Consider the following 19,942-nt stretch of genomic DNA (forward strand, 5'->3'; position numbering starts at 1 on the left):
ATTAACCTCTGGGAGGCGTTGTTGGGTGTGTAGGACTGGTTGGGCTGGTAGGTGTAGGTGTCGGGTTAGCCGGCGGTGTATTGGTCGGCGGCGTTGTTGGTGTTGGTGTGGTCGGCGTGGTTGTTGGCGTAGTCGGCATCGGGTTAGTTGGATTAGCCGGACTGGTTGGCGTTGTTGTTGGCGGCGTTGTCGGGTTATTCGGATTCGTCGGCGATGTCGGTGTGGTAGTCGGCGTGGTTGTTGGCGACTTACGTGAACGCTTGCGCGGCGTAGTGTCCTGCTGCATGGTTTGTACTGAAACTACTTTATCGGCAGATACTTTTGCGTTCGGTGTTTGGGCTATGGCATATTCAAATGCACAGGCTGCAATAGCGGCCATCATTAAACTCGTCTTTTTCATAGCTTTACTTGATTTTTGGTTTAAAAAATTTAACCATTGATTATAATTACAACTTTCTAAAGCCGGTATGGTTTCAATAAAATGAAAAAAGACGTTTATCGGCCAATGAAATACTGTTGCTAAAACCAAAGCCAACTAACAAGTTTTATTAACTTCGTGTTGATCTTACACCTGTACTCATGAACTTAAAAACCGCCCTCCTACTGCTCTTAACTTCCTTTACGGCAAGTGTAAACGCGCAGACATCAGCTGTACTTTTTGCTGCTGATACCAAACCGCAGCTGATTTCAAAACAGTTTAAATTTACCGAGGGCCCTGCGACGGATAAAAAAGGAAATGTGTTTTTTACCGACCAACCAAATAACCAGATCTGGGAATACAGCGCGGAAGGCCAGCTAAGTTTGTTTATGGATAATGCCAAACGATCTAACGGGATGTATTTCGATGCGAAAGGCAACCTGATCTCTTGCGCGGATGAGCAGGATGAGCTGATCTCGATCAGTCCTGATAAAAAGATCAAGATTCTTTTGAAGGAATATCAGGGTAAGCTAATGAACGGCCCGAATGACGTTTGGATAGACCGTAAAACCGGCGGCATGTATTTTACAGACCCCTATTATCAACGCGAATACTGGACACGCACCAAGCCAGATCTTGACAAACAAAATGTTTATTATCTACCTAAGGGCGCTTCAGAACCTATAATTATTGGCGGCGATTTTAAACAACCGAATGGTATTACCGGTACACCCGACGGTAAATATTTATATGTGGCAGATATTGGTGCTAATAAAACTTACCGTTTTACCCGTAATGCAGACGGAACACTCTCTAACAAAACACTTTTTGCATCGCAAGGCTCTGACGGCATGACCATCGATGAACTCGGTAATATTTACCTTACCGGCAAAGGTGTTACCGTTTACTCGCCCGAAGGAAAACAAATAGCGCATATTGATATTCCGGAGCCGTGGACCGCGAATCTATGCTTCGCCGGAAAGCATAAAGACCAACTTTTTATTACCGCTTCAACAGCCGTTTATGTGCTACCTATGAAAGTACACGGCGTAGAATAATTACATTATTTAAACTAATTCTAAATAAATATTGCAAAGCAATGACTTGTTCTTATCTTTGCGCTTAGAATTAGTCTAAATAAGAATGAAATATACTAATACTTTCACAAAACTTCTTTTCAGTTTATTGTTACTGCTACCCTTTGCGCTTTTTGCAACGGAAAACGAGGTAGCTACCGGCAAAGTAGCCGGCACTATTACCAGCACCGATGGTAAACCCGTACCGGACGCCACCGTTACCCTGATAGAACTAAAGCGTTCTGTTTCTACACAAGCAAACGGCACCTATTTATTACAGCAGGTAAAACCGGGTTCTTATACCCTGGCAGTTACCTTCATCGGGGCGGAAACCCAGCAAAAAACCATTGAAGTAGCATTGGGAAAAACCACCACTGCCAACTTCACTTTATCTGAAACTTCTAAACAGATACAGGAAGTGGTGGTTAGCTCTGGCAAAACGCTAAACAGCAAACGCCCTACGCTGGATAAAGCCGGCATCAGTCCGCTTGATCTGCCACAAAGTACGGGATATGTGAGCAGCCAGGTAATGCGTGACCAGCAGGTGAACCGCCTCGCCGACGCCGTGCGCAATGTTAGCGGCGTAACATTAACCCAAAGCCGCGGCGGCACGTCTGAAACTTTTAGCGCCCGCGGTTACAGCATTGGTATCGGCGGCGGCTCCGGAAGTATATTCAAGAACGGCGTGTTATCTAATACATCTAACTTCCCCGAAACTGCCGGGTTAGAATCTGTTGAAGTGTTAAAAGGAAGCTCTGCCCTTTTATATGGCAATACGTCGGGCGGACTGATCATTAATATGGTTACCAAAAAGCCAAAGTTTGAGCAGGGCGGCGAGGTTTCTTTCCGCACGGGCAGCAATAATGCGTACAAACCGGTTGTAGATGTTTATGGCCCTGTTTCTAAAGACCTGGCTTACCGTTTGGTGACTACCTATTCGCACGAGGGCAGCTACCGCGACCAGGTGAAGGGCGACCGTTTTTATGTGAATCCTTCTTTATTGTATAATGCAGGTAAAAGCACCACCATTTTAGTAGAAGGCGATTTCCTGAAATCAAACCTGACACCAGATTGGGGTTTAGGTACCATCGGCGGACAAACCATTCCTAACGTTCCGCGCTCGCGTTTTATCAATACCAACTGGGCCTTTAACCACATGAACCAATACACCGGCGATGTAAATGTGAACCACAATTTCAGCGATAACTGGCGCCTGAACGCCATTGCATCTGTACAATCTACTGCCATCAATGCATATGGTTCTGGCTTGCCAAATAATATCCTGGCAAATGGCGATTGGTCGCGAGGTTTACAACGTACCAATACCAAAGAGAATAACTATACCGGCCAATTAAACTTGACCGGCCGATTTAGCACGGGTTTTCTGGGCCATCAGTTGCTGGTAGGTACAGATGCGGCACGAGTGATTAACTTTAATAATGGTTATACAATAAATGGCAAGTCGGGAAGCTATACCTATGACCAAATAAATGTTATTGACCCTTTAAAGTACACTGCGCGTACAGATATACCCGACGCAGTGGCTATTACCACCACCCGTTCACCCGCTAATCGTTGGGGCGCCTACGTGCAAGACCTGGTTACCATTGTACCAAAAGTGAAGGTGCTGGCAGGTGTGCGCTACTCTTTACAACGCACCCAATTAGTGGATACCACTTTCCTGATTACCGGCAGGAAATCGCAGAACACTTTTGCTAATACCTACAGCGCATTCTCACCAAAAGCGGCGTTAATCTACCAGCCGATTAGCACCACTTCTATCTATGCGAGCTACAGCAATAACTTTATTGTAAATACCGGTACGGATATTTCCGGCCGCGCTTTAGACCCTTCTACTGTCGACCAGTACGAAGCAGGTATCAAAAACGAATTCTTCAATGGCAAGCTATCTGCCAACCTGAGCGTTTACCGCATCCGTAATAGCAACCTCGCTGTAGCTGCACCTTTTGGTGCTGACGGTAAACCCAATTCTAATACTACCTTTAAACAGCTAAACGGACAAACCACCAGCGATGGCTTTGAGCTTGATTTGAACGGAAACTTGTCTAAGTACTTCTATTTTATTGCCGGTTATGGTTATAACTATGCCCGCTACACCAAAACCACGGGTTTAAAAGGCTCGCCGAATGAAGGCGAACGCCTGGTGAACAACCCTCGCCATACGGCTAACGGCAGCGCTTTCTATACTTTCCATAAAGCCTTTCTTAAAGGTGTAAAAGTTGGCGCTTCGGCATTCTATACCGGCGCACGGTATGGCGGTTACAACAACACCGTTGGCCAAACTCAAACTTACAACAGGCAGGTGCCGCTTAAGGGGTTCACCACGGTAGACCTGAGCGCAGGTTACACCTACACCCGGTTCTCTATACTGGCAAGCGTTACAAACGTAGGCAATACGCTGAGTTACCTGATCCATGATAACTACAGTATTACGCCCATTGCCCCCCGACAATTCTTTACTACGATAGCTTATAAATTTTAAGCGCAAGAGCCCCTCGAATGAGGGGTTTCTTATTTTATACTACTGTGCATTTGCTATCTTTAGAAAAAACCCCATGCCTTACGACCCACTTCTTGCCGAACGCCTGCGCCAGGCGCTGAAAACTATCTACGGAGTGAAGGAAAACTTTAAGTTCGGCGGACCATCGTTCAGTATAAATGATACGGTTTTTATCCGCGCTCACCACGACGGCAATATCATGCAGCGTTGTAAAAAAGAACGAACGGATGAACTGCTGAAACTCTCGGGCGTAAAACCTTTAGCAATGAAAGGTAAAGCAGTACAGGGCTGGCTAATTGTTGATAGCGAATTGATCCGGACAGACGAGGATTTAAACTTCTGGATTGAGGTTGCAATGTATTCTATTGAAGAAGCGAAGCCAACTACTAAAAGAAAACGAAAAAGTCAATGACTTTTTTAAACATCAACCTTTTATCATCGAAATTTTCCCAAAAAAAAATCAAAATAGGCAAAAAACGGATTTAACATCTCCTATTTTTTATAAAAACCACCTATTACAGTCAATTTTTAATTTTTGTATCATTTTTTGGATATGATTTAATATTTTAACAAAAAATATTAAATATTTTAATGCAGGAAAGCGATTTTTTTAACGGATACAAAGCTATTTCAAATGTTTGGGACGAAATGTATGCGTCTAATCTTGCCGTTCGCTCACCCTACGAGCGCGTAATTGATTATTTAGCCTTAGAATCTGTTGAAGATCTGAATAAAAAGGAAGAACTGGCCCAACGCCTGTTCATGAAGCAGGGAATTACCTTTACGGTTTATAATAGCGGTGAAGGTATCGAGAAGATTTTTCCTTTTGATATTATTCCGCGCATCATCACCTCTGCCGAATGGGACTTTGTAGAAAAAGGCATCAAACAACGCCTTACCGCGCTGAACCTTTTCTTGAAAGACATCTACCACAACCAATTTATTGTTAAGGATAACATCGTCCCGATAGACGTGATCTACTCGTGCCCCCACTTTTTGCGCGAGATGTACCAGGTAGGTGTGCCTTATGATATTTACGTACACATTGCCGGCATCGACCTGATCCGTGATGAGAATGGCGACTTCCTGGTACTGGAAGATAATTTGCGCACACCGTCCGGCGTGAGCTATATGCTGGAGAACCGCGAGATCACCAAACGTCTTTTTCCCGATTTGCTACCCAGCTGCGGCGTGCGTGGGGTAAACGAATACCCAACCCTACTGTATAAAAACCTGCAGTCGCTTTCGCCGCGGCAGATCAGTAACCCGACAGTGGTCTTATTGAGTCCGGGTATCTATAATTCAGCCTATTTCGAACATACCACACTCGCCCGCTTAATGGGTGTAGAACTGGTTGAGGGGCGCGACCTGGTGGTGAACAACCAAAAGGTATACATGAAAACCACCATCGGCCTGCAGCAGGTGGATGTGATCTACCGTCGTGTAGACGACGAGTTTCTGGATCCGCTGGTATTTAAGCCCGAAAGTATATTAGGTGTGGCTGGCATCATGGGTGCCTACCGCAAAGGAAACGTTGCTATTGTAAATGCCATTGGTAATGGCGTAGCCGATGACAAGGCAATTTACAGTTATGTACCAGACATGATCAGGTACTACCTGAACGAGGAACCGATTCTGAAGAACGTACCAACCTATAGGTTAAGCAACCCTGACGCACGGGAATTCGTCTTCGCCAACATCAATAAAATGGTGGTGAAGAAAACTAACGAAAGCGGTGGTTATGGTATGCTGATGGGGCACGCGGCCAGCGAGCAGGAAATTGAACGTTACAAACAGGAGATACTAAAAGCGCCGCGAAACTTTATCGCGCAGCCCACTATTGCGCTGTCCACCGCGCCATGCTATATACAAGGTAAACTGCAGCCCCGGCGGATTGATTTACGGCCGTACGCACTTTGCGGCCCTTCTGGAATTGAAATAGTACCAGGCGGATTGACGCGCGTTGCCCTAAAAGAAGGATCGCTGGTGGTAAACAGTTCGCAGGGCGGCGGTAGTAAGGATACGTGGGTGCTAACCCCTCCATCCCCTAAAGGGGAAGTAACGAAAATATGATTTTGGAAATTAAATAAGGTATTGAATAAGTAAAAGCCCCCTTAGGGGTTGGGGTATATAAATGTTAAGCAGAGTTGCAGCAAGTTTTTATTGGTTAAGTCGTTACGTAGAGCGTAGCGACGGTATTTTAAGGATGCTCAAGATTAATTACGCCTCGTCGCAGGATGCCATTCATGGTTTTACATGGGATCCGGTGATCGGCATTTTTGCCGGGGGTGATTATGAACTGGCGGGTAAGTTACAGAACGATAGCCGCGCGGTAATTAAATACATGGTGTCTGACAAAGAGAACCAGAACTCCATCATCAGTATTGTTACCATGGCCAGGGAAAACGCCCGCAGTGTGCAGGAGCATATTTCTACAGACTTGTGGCAATGCCTCAATGAGTATTACCACACGGTAAAAGATATCAACCTGGGGGTACGCTTTAAAAAAGAAGACCCCATCAGTGTACTCGACGTGCTGATCAAACAGGTTATGCTGTATTATGGTACCGCCGAGGTAACCATGGAACGTGGACCGGGACGCAGTTTCATGAATATCGGAAAATACCTCGAGCGGGCCATACAGTCTATCGATGTACTCATGATCAAGTTTAATTCCATCAGCGACAATCCGGACCTGATCACCGACACCACTTACTGGAAACACCTGCTATTATCTTTAGGTGGTTACGAAATTTACCTGAAAACCTACCGCGACGGCCTGGAAGCGCAGAACGTACTGGAGCAGGTGATCCTGAACAACGATTTCCCCCGTTCGGTTATTTACTCAGTAGATCATATTCAGCGTTACTTTAACCGCCTGCAAAATGATAGCAGCCTTAGCGCCTACCAGGAAGTATCTTTCTATATTGGCAAACTGCAAAGCCGTATAAAATATACCCCTTTGAAAACCCTGCAAGGCGCTGCCCTGCACGAATTTTTAACCGGCATTAAAGATGAGCTTTACCAGATTGGTAATTTGCTGAACGAACGGTATTTTGCAAACTCTTAAGATTGATTAAACCCCATGCCCGAATTTAAAATTCAGCATATCACCAGATACACCTATGATGGCCCTGTTCGCGACAGTGCCAACCAGATCATCCTTTTCCCAATTGTTGATATTTACCAGGAAGTGCTTAAGCACGATCTGAGCATTACCGGTAATCCGTTGGTAGATACCCATATTGACTATTACGGTAATGAAGTAGGCAGCTTTACCCTGAGCGAACCGCATGATCAGCTGGTGATCAGCTCGAATGTGATTGTAAACACCCACCATCGACCGCTTCCGGTGGATGATATTTTCCCTGAACACCAGTGGGATGCTTTGAAAGATTTGAAATACACCGTTCCGTACATCGATTTCCTTCGCCTTGACTATTTCGAAGGACAGGACGATCTACAGGGAATTGTTGAAGCCGAGAAGATTAACCACGAAACACCCTACCAGGTAGCGTTAAGGTTTTGCGAATACGTTTACAGGAACTTCGAGTACATTAAAGGCGTAACTACGGTAGAAACACGAATTGATGAGATCTGGAAACTAAAAGCCGGCGTTTGCCAGGACTTTGCCCATATGCTGACAGAAATGCTGCGAATGGTTGGCATTCCAGCCAGGTACGTCAGCGGCTATATCTGCCCTAACCGCAACGGCATGCGCGGCGAAGGTGCAACCCATGCCTGGGCCGAAGCTTTTATCCCAAATTTCGGTTGGCTGGGCCTCGACCCTACCAATAATTGCATCGCTAATGAAACCCACGTCCGCTTAGCGGTAGGGCGAAATTTTTCTGACTGCTCACCGGTAAAAGGAGTTTATAAAGGCCCCTATGGCCATCATTTGAATGTTTCTGTTTCTGTAGGTTATAAGGATGACGAGCCGGAACCAGAGGTAAATTTATTTGTAGACAAAGTAGTTAAACCGAGCACATCACCCGTAACTACATCTGAGCCTGCAAAGAACAGCTACCAGCGTTACCTGGAAATGATCCAACAGCAGCAGCAGCAACAACAACAGCAGTAGCTGCTTAAAGGAATTCATACTCAGGTAACGTCACCTAAAAATACCCCCAACGCAAACACAATTCCGCCGCCAATGATCACTTGAATGATAGTAGAAAACAGCGGTGTTTTCATGAATTTGTAACGGATAAAAGCAATACCCAATAGTTCCAGCACCACTACAATATAAGCCAGGTGCAGAGCATGCTGAATATTGCTTACCAAAAATGGCAGGGTATGCAACATTCCACCCAGGGCAGTACTAAACGCGGTGATCCCTCCCCGAACTACTGGGCTTCCTCTCCCGGTTACGCTGCCATCATCAGAAAGGGCCTCTGCCAGCCCCATGCTGATGCCTGCACCTAAAGATGCGGCTAAGCCTACGTAGAATGCCTTGATGGGAGTGTGTGTTAATCCGGCGGTAGCAAAAATGGGCGCAAGGGTAGAAACAGACCCGTCCATTAACCCCAGCAGCGCGGGCTGCACTTTTTGTATTACAAACTCTCTATTTTCCGTCATGAAGTGGTATAAGATAAAAATATCGTACAGGTTAGTGTTGTAAATGTTTTGTGACACCTGCAATTATTGAGGCATGCGATTAAACCTCCGGTGACATTCCCCATCTATCATTATAAAAACAGGAAGTTATGAAAAGTAAAATATTTGGAGGAATAATGGTGATGATATTAGCCGTAACCTCAGTAGCTAACGCACAATACCGTAAACCATCTTATATAACCCGCGACCGTTACGATCAGGCCCGCATTCATCAGGGTGTACGCAGCGGAGAGTTAACACGCCGCGAAGCGCGTAACCTGGAGATGCGTAAACGCCAACTGGACCGTGATCGCCGCATGGCCATGGCCGATGGCCGTATCACCCCGGGCGAACGCCGCTATCTAAACCATAAAGAAAACCAGTTGAGCCGCGCCATTTACGATAAAAAACATAATTACCGCGACAGATACTAAATAGATTAATAGCTGAAATGAAAGGCGAAGCATAAAACTTCGCCTTTTTTTATACTTTTGCAGTCGCATTTTTAAGGAGAGGTGTCTGAGTGGTCGAAAGAGCACGCCTGGAAAGTGTGTATACGTCAAAAGCGTATCGAGGGTTCGAATCCCTCCCTCTCCGCTGATTTTCAAACAAACTGAAAGCCCGTATTTCGCATGGAAACGGGCTTTTCTATTTTTCATTGAGCTGTTTTATACGCCAATTCGTATGTTTCTGGTGGGTAATTCGGTGAGTCATTTCGATTTTGGCTTGACTCACCCAAAAGGGGCTAATTACCTGACTTTAATCCGGTTCAAAAAATGAACATCTTGCCTAAAGGTGGCCGTAGATCTAAATTTGTTTAACCATTTAGTGAGTCATTATGAAGACAATTTCCAGTGTACTTTTCTCCTTGAAAAGTCCAAGAAACTATGTATCAGGTACCAAGCCTGTTTACATGCATATTACGGTCGATGGCAAGCATGCCAAGTTGAGCACCGGGCGGTAATGCGACGTGACAATGGGTGCAATTAGTCCCTATCGCAAAATACAGAACGGGTCTTCAAATTTCTTTCCATTCAGGTGTTCAGCTACTTCTGATTCGTTAATCAGACAAGCTTCTAATTCCTCATTAACTTTCCCTTGTCCATATCCCGGCCAATTTATTCATCGCTTGACTTTTATTCAGACGACTCGGAACTAAATAAAAAAAAGCAACTTTGTTGCTTTTTTAAAATCCCTTGTTTATATTGCAACAACATTGCAAAGTTGAGGGTATGCCGAAAACCTCGTTCAGAGTAGGCGAAAACAATTTAATTTTAAAACAATGACACAAGTATCGAAAGAAGCGTTGATCGCTCAGATCGTGGCTGAAAGCCTGGTTTCTTCTTCTCATTGCAGCAACTGCGGCCACTGTACCAGCTCGCTGTAAGAAAATCCCGGCGGGAAAGCTGCTAATGGCTTTTCCCGCTCTTTGCCTTATTACTTATGGAACCAAACCAATTACAAAATATGCTGGATTACCGGAATGAGGATATCATCTCCCGGTTCACCGACCAGTTTAATATTGATGAAACGAGTGCTGACCTCATCTTTGCCGACACGCTGCGCTTTATGTATCTCTGTCAATTACCGGGCATCTTCATTCCCGATCATCTGCTGATCATTGACGAGATGTGGCATAACTTCATTTTGTTCACAAAAGAATATCAGCAGTATTGCCAGGCGCATTTCGGACGCTATTTTCACCATTTACCGGCATCTAAAGCTGAAAAAGAAAAACAACGCTTAGCCAATGAGGCTGATCCTGAAGCAGCGAGGCTGGAGTTCTCAAAAAAATTAAGCTATGTGGTGAGTTGCGCCTACGATCACCTCGGGGCTGAAGTAACGCACCGGTGGTTCAGAGAATACCCAATTACCTATAGTAAAACAAAAATAAACGAACTCCGCAGATAGCCTATGAGCATTTTTCCTAAACGTACACGCCGGGGTCAAACTGTTACGATCCATTGGAACTTCAATACCGCTCATCTCTTTGATCATCCCGTTTATCCGCTGGTACGTATAGGCGTGATTGATCCGCTTGGGCATACCACCATATTGATGGAAGATTATGTGCTGGCTTTACCATCCGTCTGCGATGAAGAGAACAGGGATCCCGGTCAACCGTTGCATTTAAATAAAAACCTGCCTTTAATGGTCACGGCGGATTATCTGAGTGGCAAACAATCGAAGGAACGCCTGGTCGATATCTTACAAAATATTCAATCGGGCAGACATTACTATTGGCATTACCAGGTTCCCACGGATGCGCCTTTAGGCAAATACACCTTGCTTTCAGAGGTGATCAGCGAAGGACAAATCCGCTTGTCAAAAACGGCTGCCGATGATCACTTCTTTGTAGAAGAATTAGAACTGTTTGAGGAAGACGGTGTCCCCATGGCCTATAACCCTTCGCCGGAACCCCTACCTGTAAAGGTGATTAACTACGTGCCCGGAGCGAGACTTCGTCCGGATAATATTCAGGCATTTGAATTGGCTGCCGGAGAAAAGCGGCGATTAGATTTTAATAGCCCATACAGCTATATGATGTACAATGAAGAGCGGGAAATGCTTCCGTTACGACAAGGCAAGCATTCCCGGACGTTTAAAAACACTACATGGCTGCGCTTGGATAAGCCTGGCAAAATTTATTTATTTCATCGTTCGGATGAATTAGCCTACGAGTTGACACCTGCGCAGCAACGTATCTGGCTGGCGGCTGACGGGGTGCGCCTTGCCGGGGAATTATCAGCCTTAGACCCGGATGCCTACTATGAATTATTGGCTAAAAATATTATCGGCGAACAGCTAAATTAGTTATATTGCAACATTATTGCATTTAATGAAGCACTTGTATAAAAATCATCCGGCCTTAAAGGGCATTGCCGTCTTATTGGCGATGATGATTTTACTGGTGCAGTTTACTGAAGCATTTCACCACCATCAACATCCTGGAGCAGACACCCGGCACCGGCAAACTTTGGAGAAAGCCCAATTTCAGCTGCGTACAGATTGTGCGATCTGCCATTACTTTGCACACCACTACGCATCTGTTCAGGCCGAGTCCTTCTGCTATGCTTTCATCAATATACCCGTTCCGCTGCTTGAATTGACCAACGGGGTATTTCCGATTATTTCAGGCCTTCATGCTATTCTCCCCAATAAAGGGCCGCCAGCGCGTAACGTTTTTGCTATTTCCTGCATTGTTTAAAGCAGCACTGCTGCCTGATATCTATTCATTTTAACTTCATTGCTTTGACTGGTTTCTTAACCAGGTCGGGTTTGTTACTGGCAAGCCTGATCTGGACCAATTTCTTATTCGCCCAGGTCTCCCTGTACGGCCGTGCCACCGGACCGCATGGTGAAGGCCTTCCTGGTACCATTATTCGCGTTGGTGCTGTTAGTGCTGTTGCGGATAGCGCAGGTAATTACCGCCTAAATGGCTTGCAAGACGGACAGGCAACGCTGCAGGCCTCATTGACCGGTTATCATGCGTTGGTGCTACTCGTTGATCTCCATCAAAAGAACAATTACTGGGATCTCCGGCTGATCCCGCAAGAGGTTGCCCTTTCAGAAGTAACAATCAAAGGCAAGACGGCTGCGTCCGAAGCGCGTGAACAGCCACAGCACCTGACTGTGATCGATCTGAAACCCTATTATGACCGGCCGGAAGGCGCTTTGGCGCTCCTCAACCAGGCGGTAGGCGTTAAAGTACGCCAGCAGGGCGGGTTAGGCAGCGAGGCAAATTATTACCTGAACGGTCTTTCTGGTAAACAGGTGCGCTTTTTTATCGATGACCTGCCGCTGGATTTTCTGGGTCCGGGCCTGAACATCAACCTGCTGCCTGCTAATGTGATTGACCGCATCGATGTATACAAAGGCGTTGTACCGGTGCGTTTGGGGGCTGATGCTTTAGGTGGTGCCATTGATGTGATCACGAGGCACAACACCGGTAATTACCTGGATGCCTCTTATGCGCTGAGTTCTTTTAATACCCACCGGGCTACGTTAAGCCTGCACCGGAACATCAACGCGCATTTATTTACCGATGTTACTGCGTTTTATAATACAACGCGCAACAATTATCCGGTGGATGTGAATGTCATCAACAGCACGGGAAACCCGGTACCCGTTACCGTTAATCGTTTCCATGATGGATTTCATAACCTGTTCGCATCAGCCAAAGCGGGTATAAAAGATTTAAGCTGGGCCGATGAGTTAAGTTTAAATACTTCCTGGTCAGGCATATCCCAGCAAGTGCAGAATAACCCGGTAATGACCCAGCCCTACGGGCAGGTTACCTATTCCAACAACGCACAAAGCTATTTGCTGAATTACCGCAAGCGCTGGGATAAATGGTCGGTTAACTTAGCGGGCGGGCGCACTACTGTAAACGGCCATTATGTGGATACCTCACTCAATACCTATGACTGGTACGGCAGGGTCGTAGCAAGGCGCAGCAGCGGTGGGGAAAGTTTTGGCCCGCTCACCGATCTGCACAACCGGCAGATCAGCGATCTGCTGCGCGGAAATGCAACCTACATTTTAAACCAGCAGACCGGCTTCGAGTTCTCCGGCCAGTTGCTGCATTTCCGGCAAACAGAAAATAATCCCGCAACCGCCGCTTTTCCGGTGAACCTCGATCAAAAGATCTTCGGGTTCGCATTCAACCGTAGCTTTCTGGATCAGCGCTTAAGTACGATTACCTCGGTAAAGTATTTTGATTTCGGCAGCCGGGGCTATCAGTTCAGTTCGGGCGGAGATATCAGCGGGGCCTCCGCGGCTAAACAGCAATGGGGATGGAACGAGGCATTGCGTTATGTACTTACGCGAGTGTGGTCGGCCAAGGCTTCGTACGAGTATGCTGCACGGCTACCGGATCAGACAGAACTATTCGGCACCTACATCCAACGCACCCGCCCAAACCCCTCCCTGGTACCGGAGACCAGTCACAATGTCAATACAGGGATCACCGCTGCTTTTAAGCTCACCGGGTTCAGCTTAAACGGATTTTACCGGCTGGCTGATCACCTGATCTATGCACCGCCTTCTACTTTCTTTTTGTTATATCAGAACCTTTTAAAGGCGCAATTTACCGGGGCTGAAGCAGAATATTGGCTGAAGCCATTACCGGGATGGCGACTGGATTTTAACGCTACCTACCAGAATATCATCAACAGATCACCGGCAGGAAATTCGGGCGATGCCGATAACCGCCATGATGGGCTGCGCTTACCTAATATTCCCTTTCTGTTTGCCAACGGGCAGCTCCTATGGAACCATGAGCATGCATTTCAGCCAGCCGACCGTCTTTCCGCATGGCTACAGGGTAGTTATGTACACTGGTATTACCTCTACTGGGCTAATGATGGCGACGCCTCCACAAAAGCGATTATTCCAACGCAGTTTACAGCAACTGCCGGTATCAGCTATGCCTTTACGCACGACCGCTATGCTTTAAGTATGGAGGTACAAAACTTAACCGACCGTAAGGTATACGATAATTACAGCGTCCAGTTACCCGGACGATCATTTCACTTAAAGCTCCATTTTTTACTCAAATAAATTTAAACACGATGAAACTATTTAACTATCTCTCTCTGAAAAAAACAGTGCGCGGACTTGCGTACTTTTCCGCCTTATTTATAACGGCCTGTTCTTCTCACAAGGATAATCCGCCCCCGGCCGCAAGTGTTACCGTTAAATACGCCATCTCCAATGTGGGCGGCGCTTACCCCAGCCAAACTACCTATGTGCAAGGCTTGGCAGACCTTAATGTGGCTACGCTTGATAACAGTAAAGCTACCGAATTGAGCAGTTTTGCATCGCAGTGGGCTTACGGCGGCGCGGTATATCTCAGCGCATTTGGTGCGCCGGCCACCCTGACCAAGTACACTTTCGATGCCACAGGTAAAGCCGTGGTTGCCGGCAAACTTATCGTACCGGGTGCCAATACCTTTTCTTCGGTAGAATTTGTCAGCAGTACCGAAGCTTACGCCTCTGTAGGCGGAGGACTGGCCCGGGTTGTCAAATTTGATCCCTCCACATTACAAACAACTGGGGAGATCAATCTTTCCGGGATTCTTAAATCGGCAGCAGCATCCACTTATTACCTGGGGATGAAAGCGCGTGACGGCAAATTATTCTTAGGCGTGCAATACTTTGATAAGAATTTCAATCCCTTGGATGACATCGCACACGTGATCGTGATCGACCTGGCGACCGCTAAAGTAGATAAGCTGATCAATGATAGCCGTACCAGCAATATCTTCCTGGCCGGTTCATCGGTAAGCGGCTTCGCCATCGATGCTGCGGGAGATCTTTACATTGAGGGCCAGGGTTCCGGCAATGCTCCAAGCGGTATCCTGCGGATCAAAAAAGGCAGCACAGACTTTGATTCTTCTTATTTCCTCAACCTGAAAGCGGCCACAGGCAAAGATTGCTCGGGACTGTATATTCTGAATGGGTTGGCTTTTACCACCCAGATCCAGGACCCAACAGATCCTTATGAGTTCAACGGGCCTAATTTCAGGTTCTATAAAATTGATCTGGCTAATCAAAAGTCATTGGGTGACCTGGGCGGCAGTCTGCCGAACATCTTCGGTTCCAGCACCTCGATCATGCGTGCTTTTGACAACCAGAGCATCACATTTATTGTGTCCGGAAAATCAGAAAACTCCATTTATACCTACAATGTAGCCTCCGGCGCGATCGCCAAAAAAACGAGTCTGACCAGCGGTACATGCACCGGTTTGGATAAATTAAATTAAGATGCTGACTGTTCAACAACTACGGAAGTCATACGGCAGCCACCAGGCCTTAAAGGGTATTGATCTGGATATTGCCCCCGGGGAGATCTATGGGCTGTTAGGCGCCAACGGTGCCGGGAAATCAACGACGATCAACATCCTACTGGGCTTTACCCGTCCCGATGGCGGGCGGGCGACCCTGGATGGCATTGATCTTTTAGGAGATCCGCGCAAAGCGTCAACCCTGGTTGCCTATCTGCCGGAAGTGGTCCAACTCTACCCGCTGCTGACCGGACTGGAAAACCTGGCTTTTTTTAGTGAGTTAGCGGGCTTTGATTACAGTAAATCTAAGTATCGGGATTTATTGAGCAGTTGCGGGCTGCAGGAAGAAGCACATACCCAGCGGATCGGCTCGTATTCCAAGGGGATGCGCCAGAAAGTGGGCATCGCGATCGCGTTGGCCAAGAATGCCCGGCTCTTGGTGATGGATGAACCGACCAGCGGGCTTGATCCCCGCGCCGTCGAAGACTTTAGTGCCCAGGTCAGGGCTTTCGCTGATCAGGGGGGCGCTGTATTGATGGCTACGCACGATCTTTTTAACGCCGTAGCCATCGGCTCCCGGTTGGGCATCATGCGCCGGGGTGAACTTGTACATACGCTGGATACAAGGGGCATATCTGCTGCAGATCTACAGAAACTTTACCTGGAAACGATATGAAACTGAACGCCGCTATTTTAATGGCCTCCTTCCCAAATACTGCCGTTGCCGCCATTGACTGCAAAAGAGATCAGCACAAATTCGCAATGGCGGTCGGCTTAACGGTAGTCCTGTTTTTATTACTTGCCTTGCAGGTCAACGGGCAGCCCCGGCCATTAAAAGGGCTGGTTAGCGGTCAGGGTGTGCCACTACCGGGTGTCACGATCAGGCTTTACCGGTTACCGGACACCGTTTTGGTGCAACAAGTCACCAGTGACCCGCAAGGTGCGTTTGGTTTTAATCTTGAAGAACCATTTCATTACCAGATCAGATTTACTGCCGTTGGTTATCAGCCTGATGTACGCGAGGCAGACGCACGGTCATTTACTTTAAGAGTCGTGCTCAAACCCTCGGTGACTAAACTCACCGAAGTTGTTGTCAGTTCACCACCCAGCACAATCAGTGTGCAACAAGGTAAATTAACCTATAATGTAGAGCAAAGCGCTACGGCCGCAGGTAGCAATGTACTCGAACTCCTGCGACGCACACCGGGGGTTAACGTGGATCAGGATGGTAATATCAACCTAAAAGGGTCGCCCGCCGTGAACGTGATGCTGGATGGGCGAATGACCTATCTTTCCGGCCAGCAATTGAGCCGCTTACTGGAAGGGATGAATGCCGGTACGGTCAGCAAGATCGAAGTGATGACCACACCATCTGCCCAGTTTGATGCAGCCGGTAATGCAGGGATCATCAATATTCTTAGCCGCCGCACCAATAAAGCAGGTTATGCCCTTAATGTCAGCAGTGGAGTGACGGTTAGCCGGTATCTGCTGCATGCTGAAAGCTTGAACGGGAACATTCGTACCGGCAAGGTCAACTTCTTCGGCAGCCTAGGCTATAACTACAGGCGGCGCTTTATGCAAGAAACCAGTACCCAGTTATCCGGTGGTTCTACGCTGTTAAGGGATGGAATCAACCCCAACCAAAGCCGTTTTTACAGCTATAAAGGGGGCTTTGATATCAACTTATCATCCCGGCAGCAACTGGGGTTCAGCTATACCGGTACTACTGACGACTGGAGTAAAGATGCCGCGGGTACATTAACGATATTAAATAACGCAAACCAGGTCACATCCAGGGTACTGAGCCATGATTACGCGAAGGAACCCTTTTACAACAATATTTTTAACCTTAACTACCTGCTTAAGCTTGATACATCAGGAAAAGTGCTCAGCGCGGATGCAGATTATATTGGCTACCGGAATTTTTCGGACGGTTACCTGAATAGTAACAGTTACGATCCGCAGGGCAACCTGATCGGTGGCTTTCAGCAATTGAATTTTCACCAGCCCAGCATCATCCATATCCGCTCCTTTAAAGCCGATCTGACCTTGCCGTTCAAAACCTGGAAATACAAAGCCGGACTGAAATATGCGGCGGTAGAAACGGATAATAAATTTCGGTATGACTCGCTGGCAAACGGGGTCAGTACCTATGCGCCATCGCTCAGCGATCATTTTCAATACCACGAACGCATAGCGGCCGCCTACGGTTCAGTTTCCCGCAAATGGGCAGGAACTGATTTAGAGGCTGGCCTGCGGGCCGAACATACCAGCCTGGATGCTAACGCCATTGCTGCCGGACAGCGCAACACGGCGAACTATCTGAGCTGGTTTCCCTCACTGGGTATCACGCAGAGTTTAGGCAAAGAACAGCAATTGGATCTGTCGGTCAGCCGCCGCATTAACCGACCCAACTACACGGATCTGAACCCGGTTCGTTACTACATTGATAAATATGCGCTCTACCAGGGCAATCCACAATTGGTCGCCGAAACCTCCTGGCTCTCCCTGCTTTCCTATACTTTGAAAGACCGGTATATCGCCAGCCTGAGCTATAACCGTTCCGACCACTTCATCGGGCGCACAGCCACCGTTGACCCCGTAAGTCAGCTCCTTACTTTAAGCACCGGCAATTTTCCGCACCGAGACCGCCTAGAGCTGCAAATCATTATTCCTGTCACGCTGGCTGCTTTTTGGGAAGTGCAAACCACCACCACCTTTAGCCATACGGCATATCCTGTAGCGCAACTGGCCGGACCATTGACCGTAACCAAAGACGCGGTGGATCTGTTTGTCAACCAAACTTTCCGCCTGCCCGCTAAAGTTACCTTTGAATTGCAGACCCGTTATTCTTCACCGGATCTGAACGGCACCTATATGTCCCGTTATTATTTTACCATGGATGGCGGGTTCAAAAAGAGCTTCCTGAACAAAAAACTGGATGCCCGTTTGGCCTTTGCCGACCTGTTCCATACCGGCTGGTACTGGGGATATTCTTTGAGCGACACCTTACCCTACAGTTATAAAAATACCCCGGATAGCCGCAGGCTGAGTTTTAGTCTGGTCTATCATTTGGGTGGTAAACTGACACCCGGAAAAACACACCGAACCGAAGAACAGGATCGATTATAAGATGAAGAAAATCAAAATCATTGCAGGTAAAGAATTCCGCAGCGGTTTACGCTCACCCGCCTGGTACCTGGCTGGTGGCCTTTTCCTATTGCTGACGCTGCTGGTACTGATCAGCGGTTATCGTAATTACCGGCAGCGCAGCCAGGAAAGAGCGGCGGCTGTCAGCGAACAACGCAGCCGCTGGCTGCACCAGGATCCGAAGCACCCGCATATCGCTGCCCATTTTGGAAACTTTGCCTTTATGCCGCAGACACCGTTAAGCTTTTTTGATCACGGGCTGGATGATTTCACGGGCACTGTGGCTTACCTGGAACCTCACCGGCAAAACGAATTCGCTTTTAAGCCTGCCGAATCCGCCGGTGCAGTAAGCCGCTTTGGCGTGCTGACCGCATCTATGATCCTGCAGGTGATCTTTCCGCTCATCATCATTTTTATAAGTTTTGACGCTTTCAGCCGCGAGTTTGAACAGCAAACCATTCAGTTGCTGTACAGTCAGGGCCTTTCGTTCCGGCAGTTATACCTGGGTAAATTAGTTGGGTTCAGCCTGCTGTTAGCGGTATTACTCGCGCCCGTAATGATCACGTTAGCGGCGCTAGCGGGTACCGATGGTGAACAATGGTTACTGATGATACTGCTGGGCGGGTTATACGGCCTGTACTTTATTGTTATACTGGCGCTTAGCCTGCTTTGTTCGGCTTATTTACGCAACAGCCGGTTCAGCTTATTATTGCTGACCGCCCTTTGGGTAATGATCACCATCGTGCTGCCCAAATGGGCGGCAAGCACAGGTGACGGTTTTTTCCGCTTGCCTACTAAAAACACATTCGATGCAGCCATCCATCATGACCTGCTCAATGGGATCAACGGGCATGATCCTTCCGGTGCGCGCGCACAAAAGCTCAAAAGCGAATTGCTGCGAAAGTATAAAGTAGATACGATAGCTAAACTGCCTTTCAATTTTGATGGCTATATCATGGAAGCCGGGGAAGAATACAGTAGCCGGGTGTATGACCGTCACTTTGCGCAGCTTCAGCAAACGCTCATCCGCCAAAACCAGCTTACGCAATGGTGCGGCCTGATCGATCCTTTTATCGCCGTGAACGGCTTATCCATGGCCCTGGCAGGTACGGATTATTACAGTCATTTAGCTTTTCAGCGCCAGGCTGAGCAGTATCGCCGTCGCTTTGTTCAGCAGATGAACCACGAGATGGAAGTGCATTCCAAAATGGGGGATTGGGATTACCGGTCAGACCGGCGGGTTTTCGCCGCTGTGCCGCCTTTTCGTTACCATCCACAGGGCTTAATGGCCTCCATTAGCTATCAGTTACCCGGAATGATCTCCTTAATGATCTGGCTGATCCTGATCGTGTGGTTGGTTCAGCGTTATCCGGCTTATTTAAATCAATCTTAA

17 protein-coding genes and 1 tRNA gene are annotated in these 19,942 nt (G+C 47.4%); 16 read left to right on the forward strand and 2 right to left on the reverse strand.

Annotated features, from left to right (window positions below; translation table 11 throughout):
- Position 1: 1 nt before the first annotated feature.
- Positions 2-400 carry a hypothetical protein gene (locus tag MUY27_RS16455; RefSeq protein WP_245131800.1) on the reverse strand — a complete coding sequence of 133 codons (399 nt, stop codon included), beginning with the start codon at positions 398-400 and terminating at the stop codon, positions 2-4.
- 179 nt (positions 401-579) lie between these two features.
- Between MUY27_RS16455 and MUY27_RS16460 the strand changes: the two genes are divergently transcribed.
- The 6 genes from MUY27_RS16460 (at position 580) to MUY27_RS16485 (ending at position 8,096) form a co-directional block, all read left to right on the forward strand.
- Entirely contained in the window at positions 580-1,476 is an 897-nt protein-coding gene (locus MUY27_RS16460; RefSeq protein WP_245131801.1) for an SMP-30/gluconolactonase/LRE family protein, read from the forward strand.
- An 85-nt stretch (positions 1,477-1,561) separates the two neighbouring features.
- Entirely contained in the window at positions 1,562-3,997 is a 2,436-nt protein-coding gene (locus MUY27_RS16465) for a TonB-dependent receptor (RefSeq protein ID WP_245131802.1), read from the forward strand.
- 73 nt (positions 3,998-4,070) lie between these two features.
- Positions 4,071-4,427 (forward strand): hypothetical protein, encoded by a 357-nt coding sequence (locus tag MUY27_RS16470; RefSeq protein ID WP_245131804.1) that lies wholly within the window; start codon positions 4,071-4,073, stop codon positions 4,425-4,427.
- A 179-nt stretch (positions 4,428-4,606) separates the two neighbouring features.
- A complete protein-coding gene (locus MUY27_RS16475) occupies positions 4,607-6,088 on the forward strand; it encodes a circularly permuted type 2 ATP-grasp protein (RefSeq protein ID WP_245131806.1) in 1,482 nt (493 codons plus the stop codon).
- A gap of 61 nt (positions 6,089-6,149) precedes the next feature.
- Complete coding sequence (locus MUY27_RS16480; RefSeq protein ID WP_245131809.1) at positions 6,150-7,085, forward strand: alpha-E domain-containing protein; 936 nt, start codon at positions 6,150-6,152, stop codon at positions 7,083-7,085.
- A 15-nt stretch (positions 7,086-7,100) separates the two neighbouring features.
- A complete protein-coding gene (locus tag MUY27_RS16485; RefSeq protein WP_245131811.1) occupies positions 7,101-8,096 on the forward strand; it encodes a transglutaminase family protein in 996 nt (331 codons plus the stop codon).
- A 20-nt stretch (positions 8,097-8,116) separates the two neighbouring features.
- Here the strand turns inward: MUY27_RS16485 and MUY27_RS16490 are convergent, their stop codons facing one another.
- Positions 8,117-8,650 carry a VIT1/CCC1 transporter family protein gene (locus MUY27_RS16490; protein WP_245131812.1) on the reverse strand — a complete coding sequence of 178 codons (534 nt, stop codon included), beginning with the start codon at positions 8,648-8,650 and terminating at the stop codon, positions 8,117-8,119.
- A gap of 71 nt (positions 8,651-8,721) precedes the next feature.
- Here MUY27_RS16490 and MUY27_RS16495 point away from each other — a divergent pair, with 71 nt between their 5' ends.
- The 10 genes from MUY27_RS16495 (at position 8,722) to MUY27_RS16540 (ending at position 19,942) form a co-directional block, all read left to right on the forward strand.
- Complete coding sequence (locus tag MUY27_RS16495; protein WP_245131814.1) at positions 8,722-9,045, forward strand: hypothetical protein; 324 nt, start codon at positions 8,722-8,724, stop codon at positions 9,043-9,045.
- 75 nt (positions 9,046-9,120) lie between these two features.
- Positions 9,121-9,208, forward strand: a tRNA-Ser gene (locus tag MUY27_RS16500).
- Between the two features lie 846 nt (positions 9,209-10,054).
- Complete coding sequence (locus tag MUY27_RS16505) at positions 10,055-10,522, forward strand: glycine-rich domain-containing protein (RefSeq protein ID WP_245131816.1); 468 nt, start codon at positions 10,055-10,057, stop codon at positions 10,520-10,522.
- 3 nt (positions 10,523-10,525) lie between these two features.
- Complete coding sequence (locus MUY27_RS16510) at positions 10,526-11,425, forward strand: hypothetical protein (RefSeq protein WP_245131818.1); 900 nt, start codon at positions 10,526-10,528, stop codon at positions 11,423-11,425.
- Positions 11,426-11,450: 25 nt separating this feature from the next.
- Complete coding sequence (locus tag MUY27_RS16515; protein ID WP_245131821.1) at positions 11,451-11,819, forward strand: hypothetical protein; 369 nt, start codon at positions 11,451-11,453, stop codon at positions 11,817-11,819.
- A gap of 44 nt (positions 11,820-11,863) precedes the next feature.
- The gene (locus MUY27_RS16520; protein ID WP_245131823.1) at positions 11,864-14,173 is read left to right on the forward strand and encodes a TonB-dependent receptor; all 2,310 of its coding nucleotides are present in this window, start codon (positions 11,864-11,866) and stop codon (positions 14,171-14,173) included.
- Positions 14,174-14,184: 11 nt separating this feature from the next.
- Positions 14,185-15,378, forward strand: a complete 1,194-nt coding sequence (locus MUY27_RS16525; protein WP_245131824.1) for a DUF4374 domain-containing protein — start codon at positions 14,185-14,187, stop codon at positions 15,376-15,378.
- A gap of 1 nt (position 15,379) precedes the next feature.
- The gene (locus tag MUY27_RS16530; protein ID WP_245131827.1) at positions 15,380-16,075 is read left to right on the forward strand and encodes an ABC transporter ATP-binding protein; all 696 of its coding nucleotides are present in this window, start codon (positions 15,380-15,382) and stop codon (positions 16,073-16,075) included.
- Entirely contained in the window at positions 16,072-18,531 is a 2,460-nt protein-coding gene (locus MUY27_RS16535) for a TonB-dependent receptor (protein ID WP_245131829.1), read from the forward strand. The genes MUY27_RS16530 and MUY27_RS16535 overlap by 4 nt, the downstream gene beginning before the upstream one ends.
- Position 18,532: 1 nt before the next feature.
- Positions 18,533-19,942, forward strand: a complete 1,410-nt coding sequence (locus MUY27_RS16540) for an ABC transporter permease (protein WP_245131831.1) — start codon at positions 18,533-18,535, stop codon at positions 19,940-19,942.

The sequence above is a fragment of the Mucilaginibacter straminoryzae genome (assembly GCF_022953055.1).
In the GTDB taxonomy this organism is placed as follows: Bacteria; Bacteroidota; Bacteroidia; order Sphingobacteriales; family Sphingobacteriaceae; genus Mucilaginibacter; species Mucilaginibacter straminoryzae.

Bases quoted from the DNA above. Each gene is read 5' to 3' on its own strand.
- MUY27_RS16510 (WP_245131818.1), top strand. From the start codon at position 10,526: ATGAGCATTTTTCCTAAACGTACACGCCGGGGTCAAACTGTTACGATC.
- MUY27_RS16530 (WP_245131827.1), top strand. From the start codon at position 15,380: ATGCTGACTGTTCAACAACTACGGAAGTCATACGGCAGCCACCAGGCC.
- MUY27_RS16455 (WP_245131800.1), bottom strand. From the start codon at position 400: ATGAAAAAGACGAGTTTAATGATGGCCGCTATTGCAGCCTGTGCATTT.
- MUY27_RS16505 (WP_245131816.1), top strand. From the start codon at position 10,055: ATGGAACCAAACCAATTACAAAATATGCTGGATTACCGGAATGAGGAT.
- MUY27_RS16480 (WP_245131809.1), top strand. From the start codon at position 6,150: ATGTTAAGCAGAGTTGCAGCAAGTTTTTATTGGTTAAGTCGTTACGTA.
- MUY27_RS16475 (WP_245131806.1), top strand. From the start codon at position 4,607: ATGCAGGAAAGCGATTTTTTTAACGGATACAAAGCTATTTCAAATGTT.
- MUY27_RS16485 (WP_245131811.1), top strand. From the start codon at position 7,101: ATGCCCGAATTTAAAATTCAGCATATCACCAGATACACCTATGATGGC.
- MUY27_RS16460 (WP_245131801.1), top strand. From the start codon at position 580: ATGAACTTAAAAACCGCCCTCCTACTGCTCTTAACTTCCTTTACGGCA.
- MUY27_RS16470 (WP_245131804.1), top strand. From the start codon at position 4,071: ATGCCTTACGACCCACTTCTTGCCGAACGCCTGCGCCAGGCGCTGAAA.
- MUY27_RS16525 (WP_245131824.1), top strand. From the start codon at position 14,185: ATGAAACTATTTAACTATCTCTCTCTGAAAAAAACAGTGCGCGGACTT.
- MUY27_RS16535 (WP_245131829.1), top strand. From the start codon at position 16,072: ATGAAACTGAACGCCGCTATTTTAATGGCCTCCTTCCCAAATACTGCC.
- MUY27_RS16465 (WP_245131802.1), top strand. From the start codon at position 1,562: ATGAAATATACTAATACTTTCACAAAACTTCTTTTCAGTTTATTGTTA.
- MUY27_RS16540 (WP_245131831.1), top strand. From the start codon at position 18,533: ATGAAGAAAATCAAAATCATTGCAGGTAAAGAATTCCGCAGCGGTTTA.
- MUY27_RS16495 (WP_245131814.1), top strand. From the start codon at position 8,722: ATGAAAAGTAAAATATTTGGAGGAATAATGGTGATGATATTAGCCGTA.
- MUY27_RS16515 (WP_245131821.1), top strand. From the start codon at position 11,451: ATGAAGCACTTGTATAAAAATCATCCGGCCTTAAAGGGCATTGCCGTC.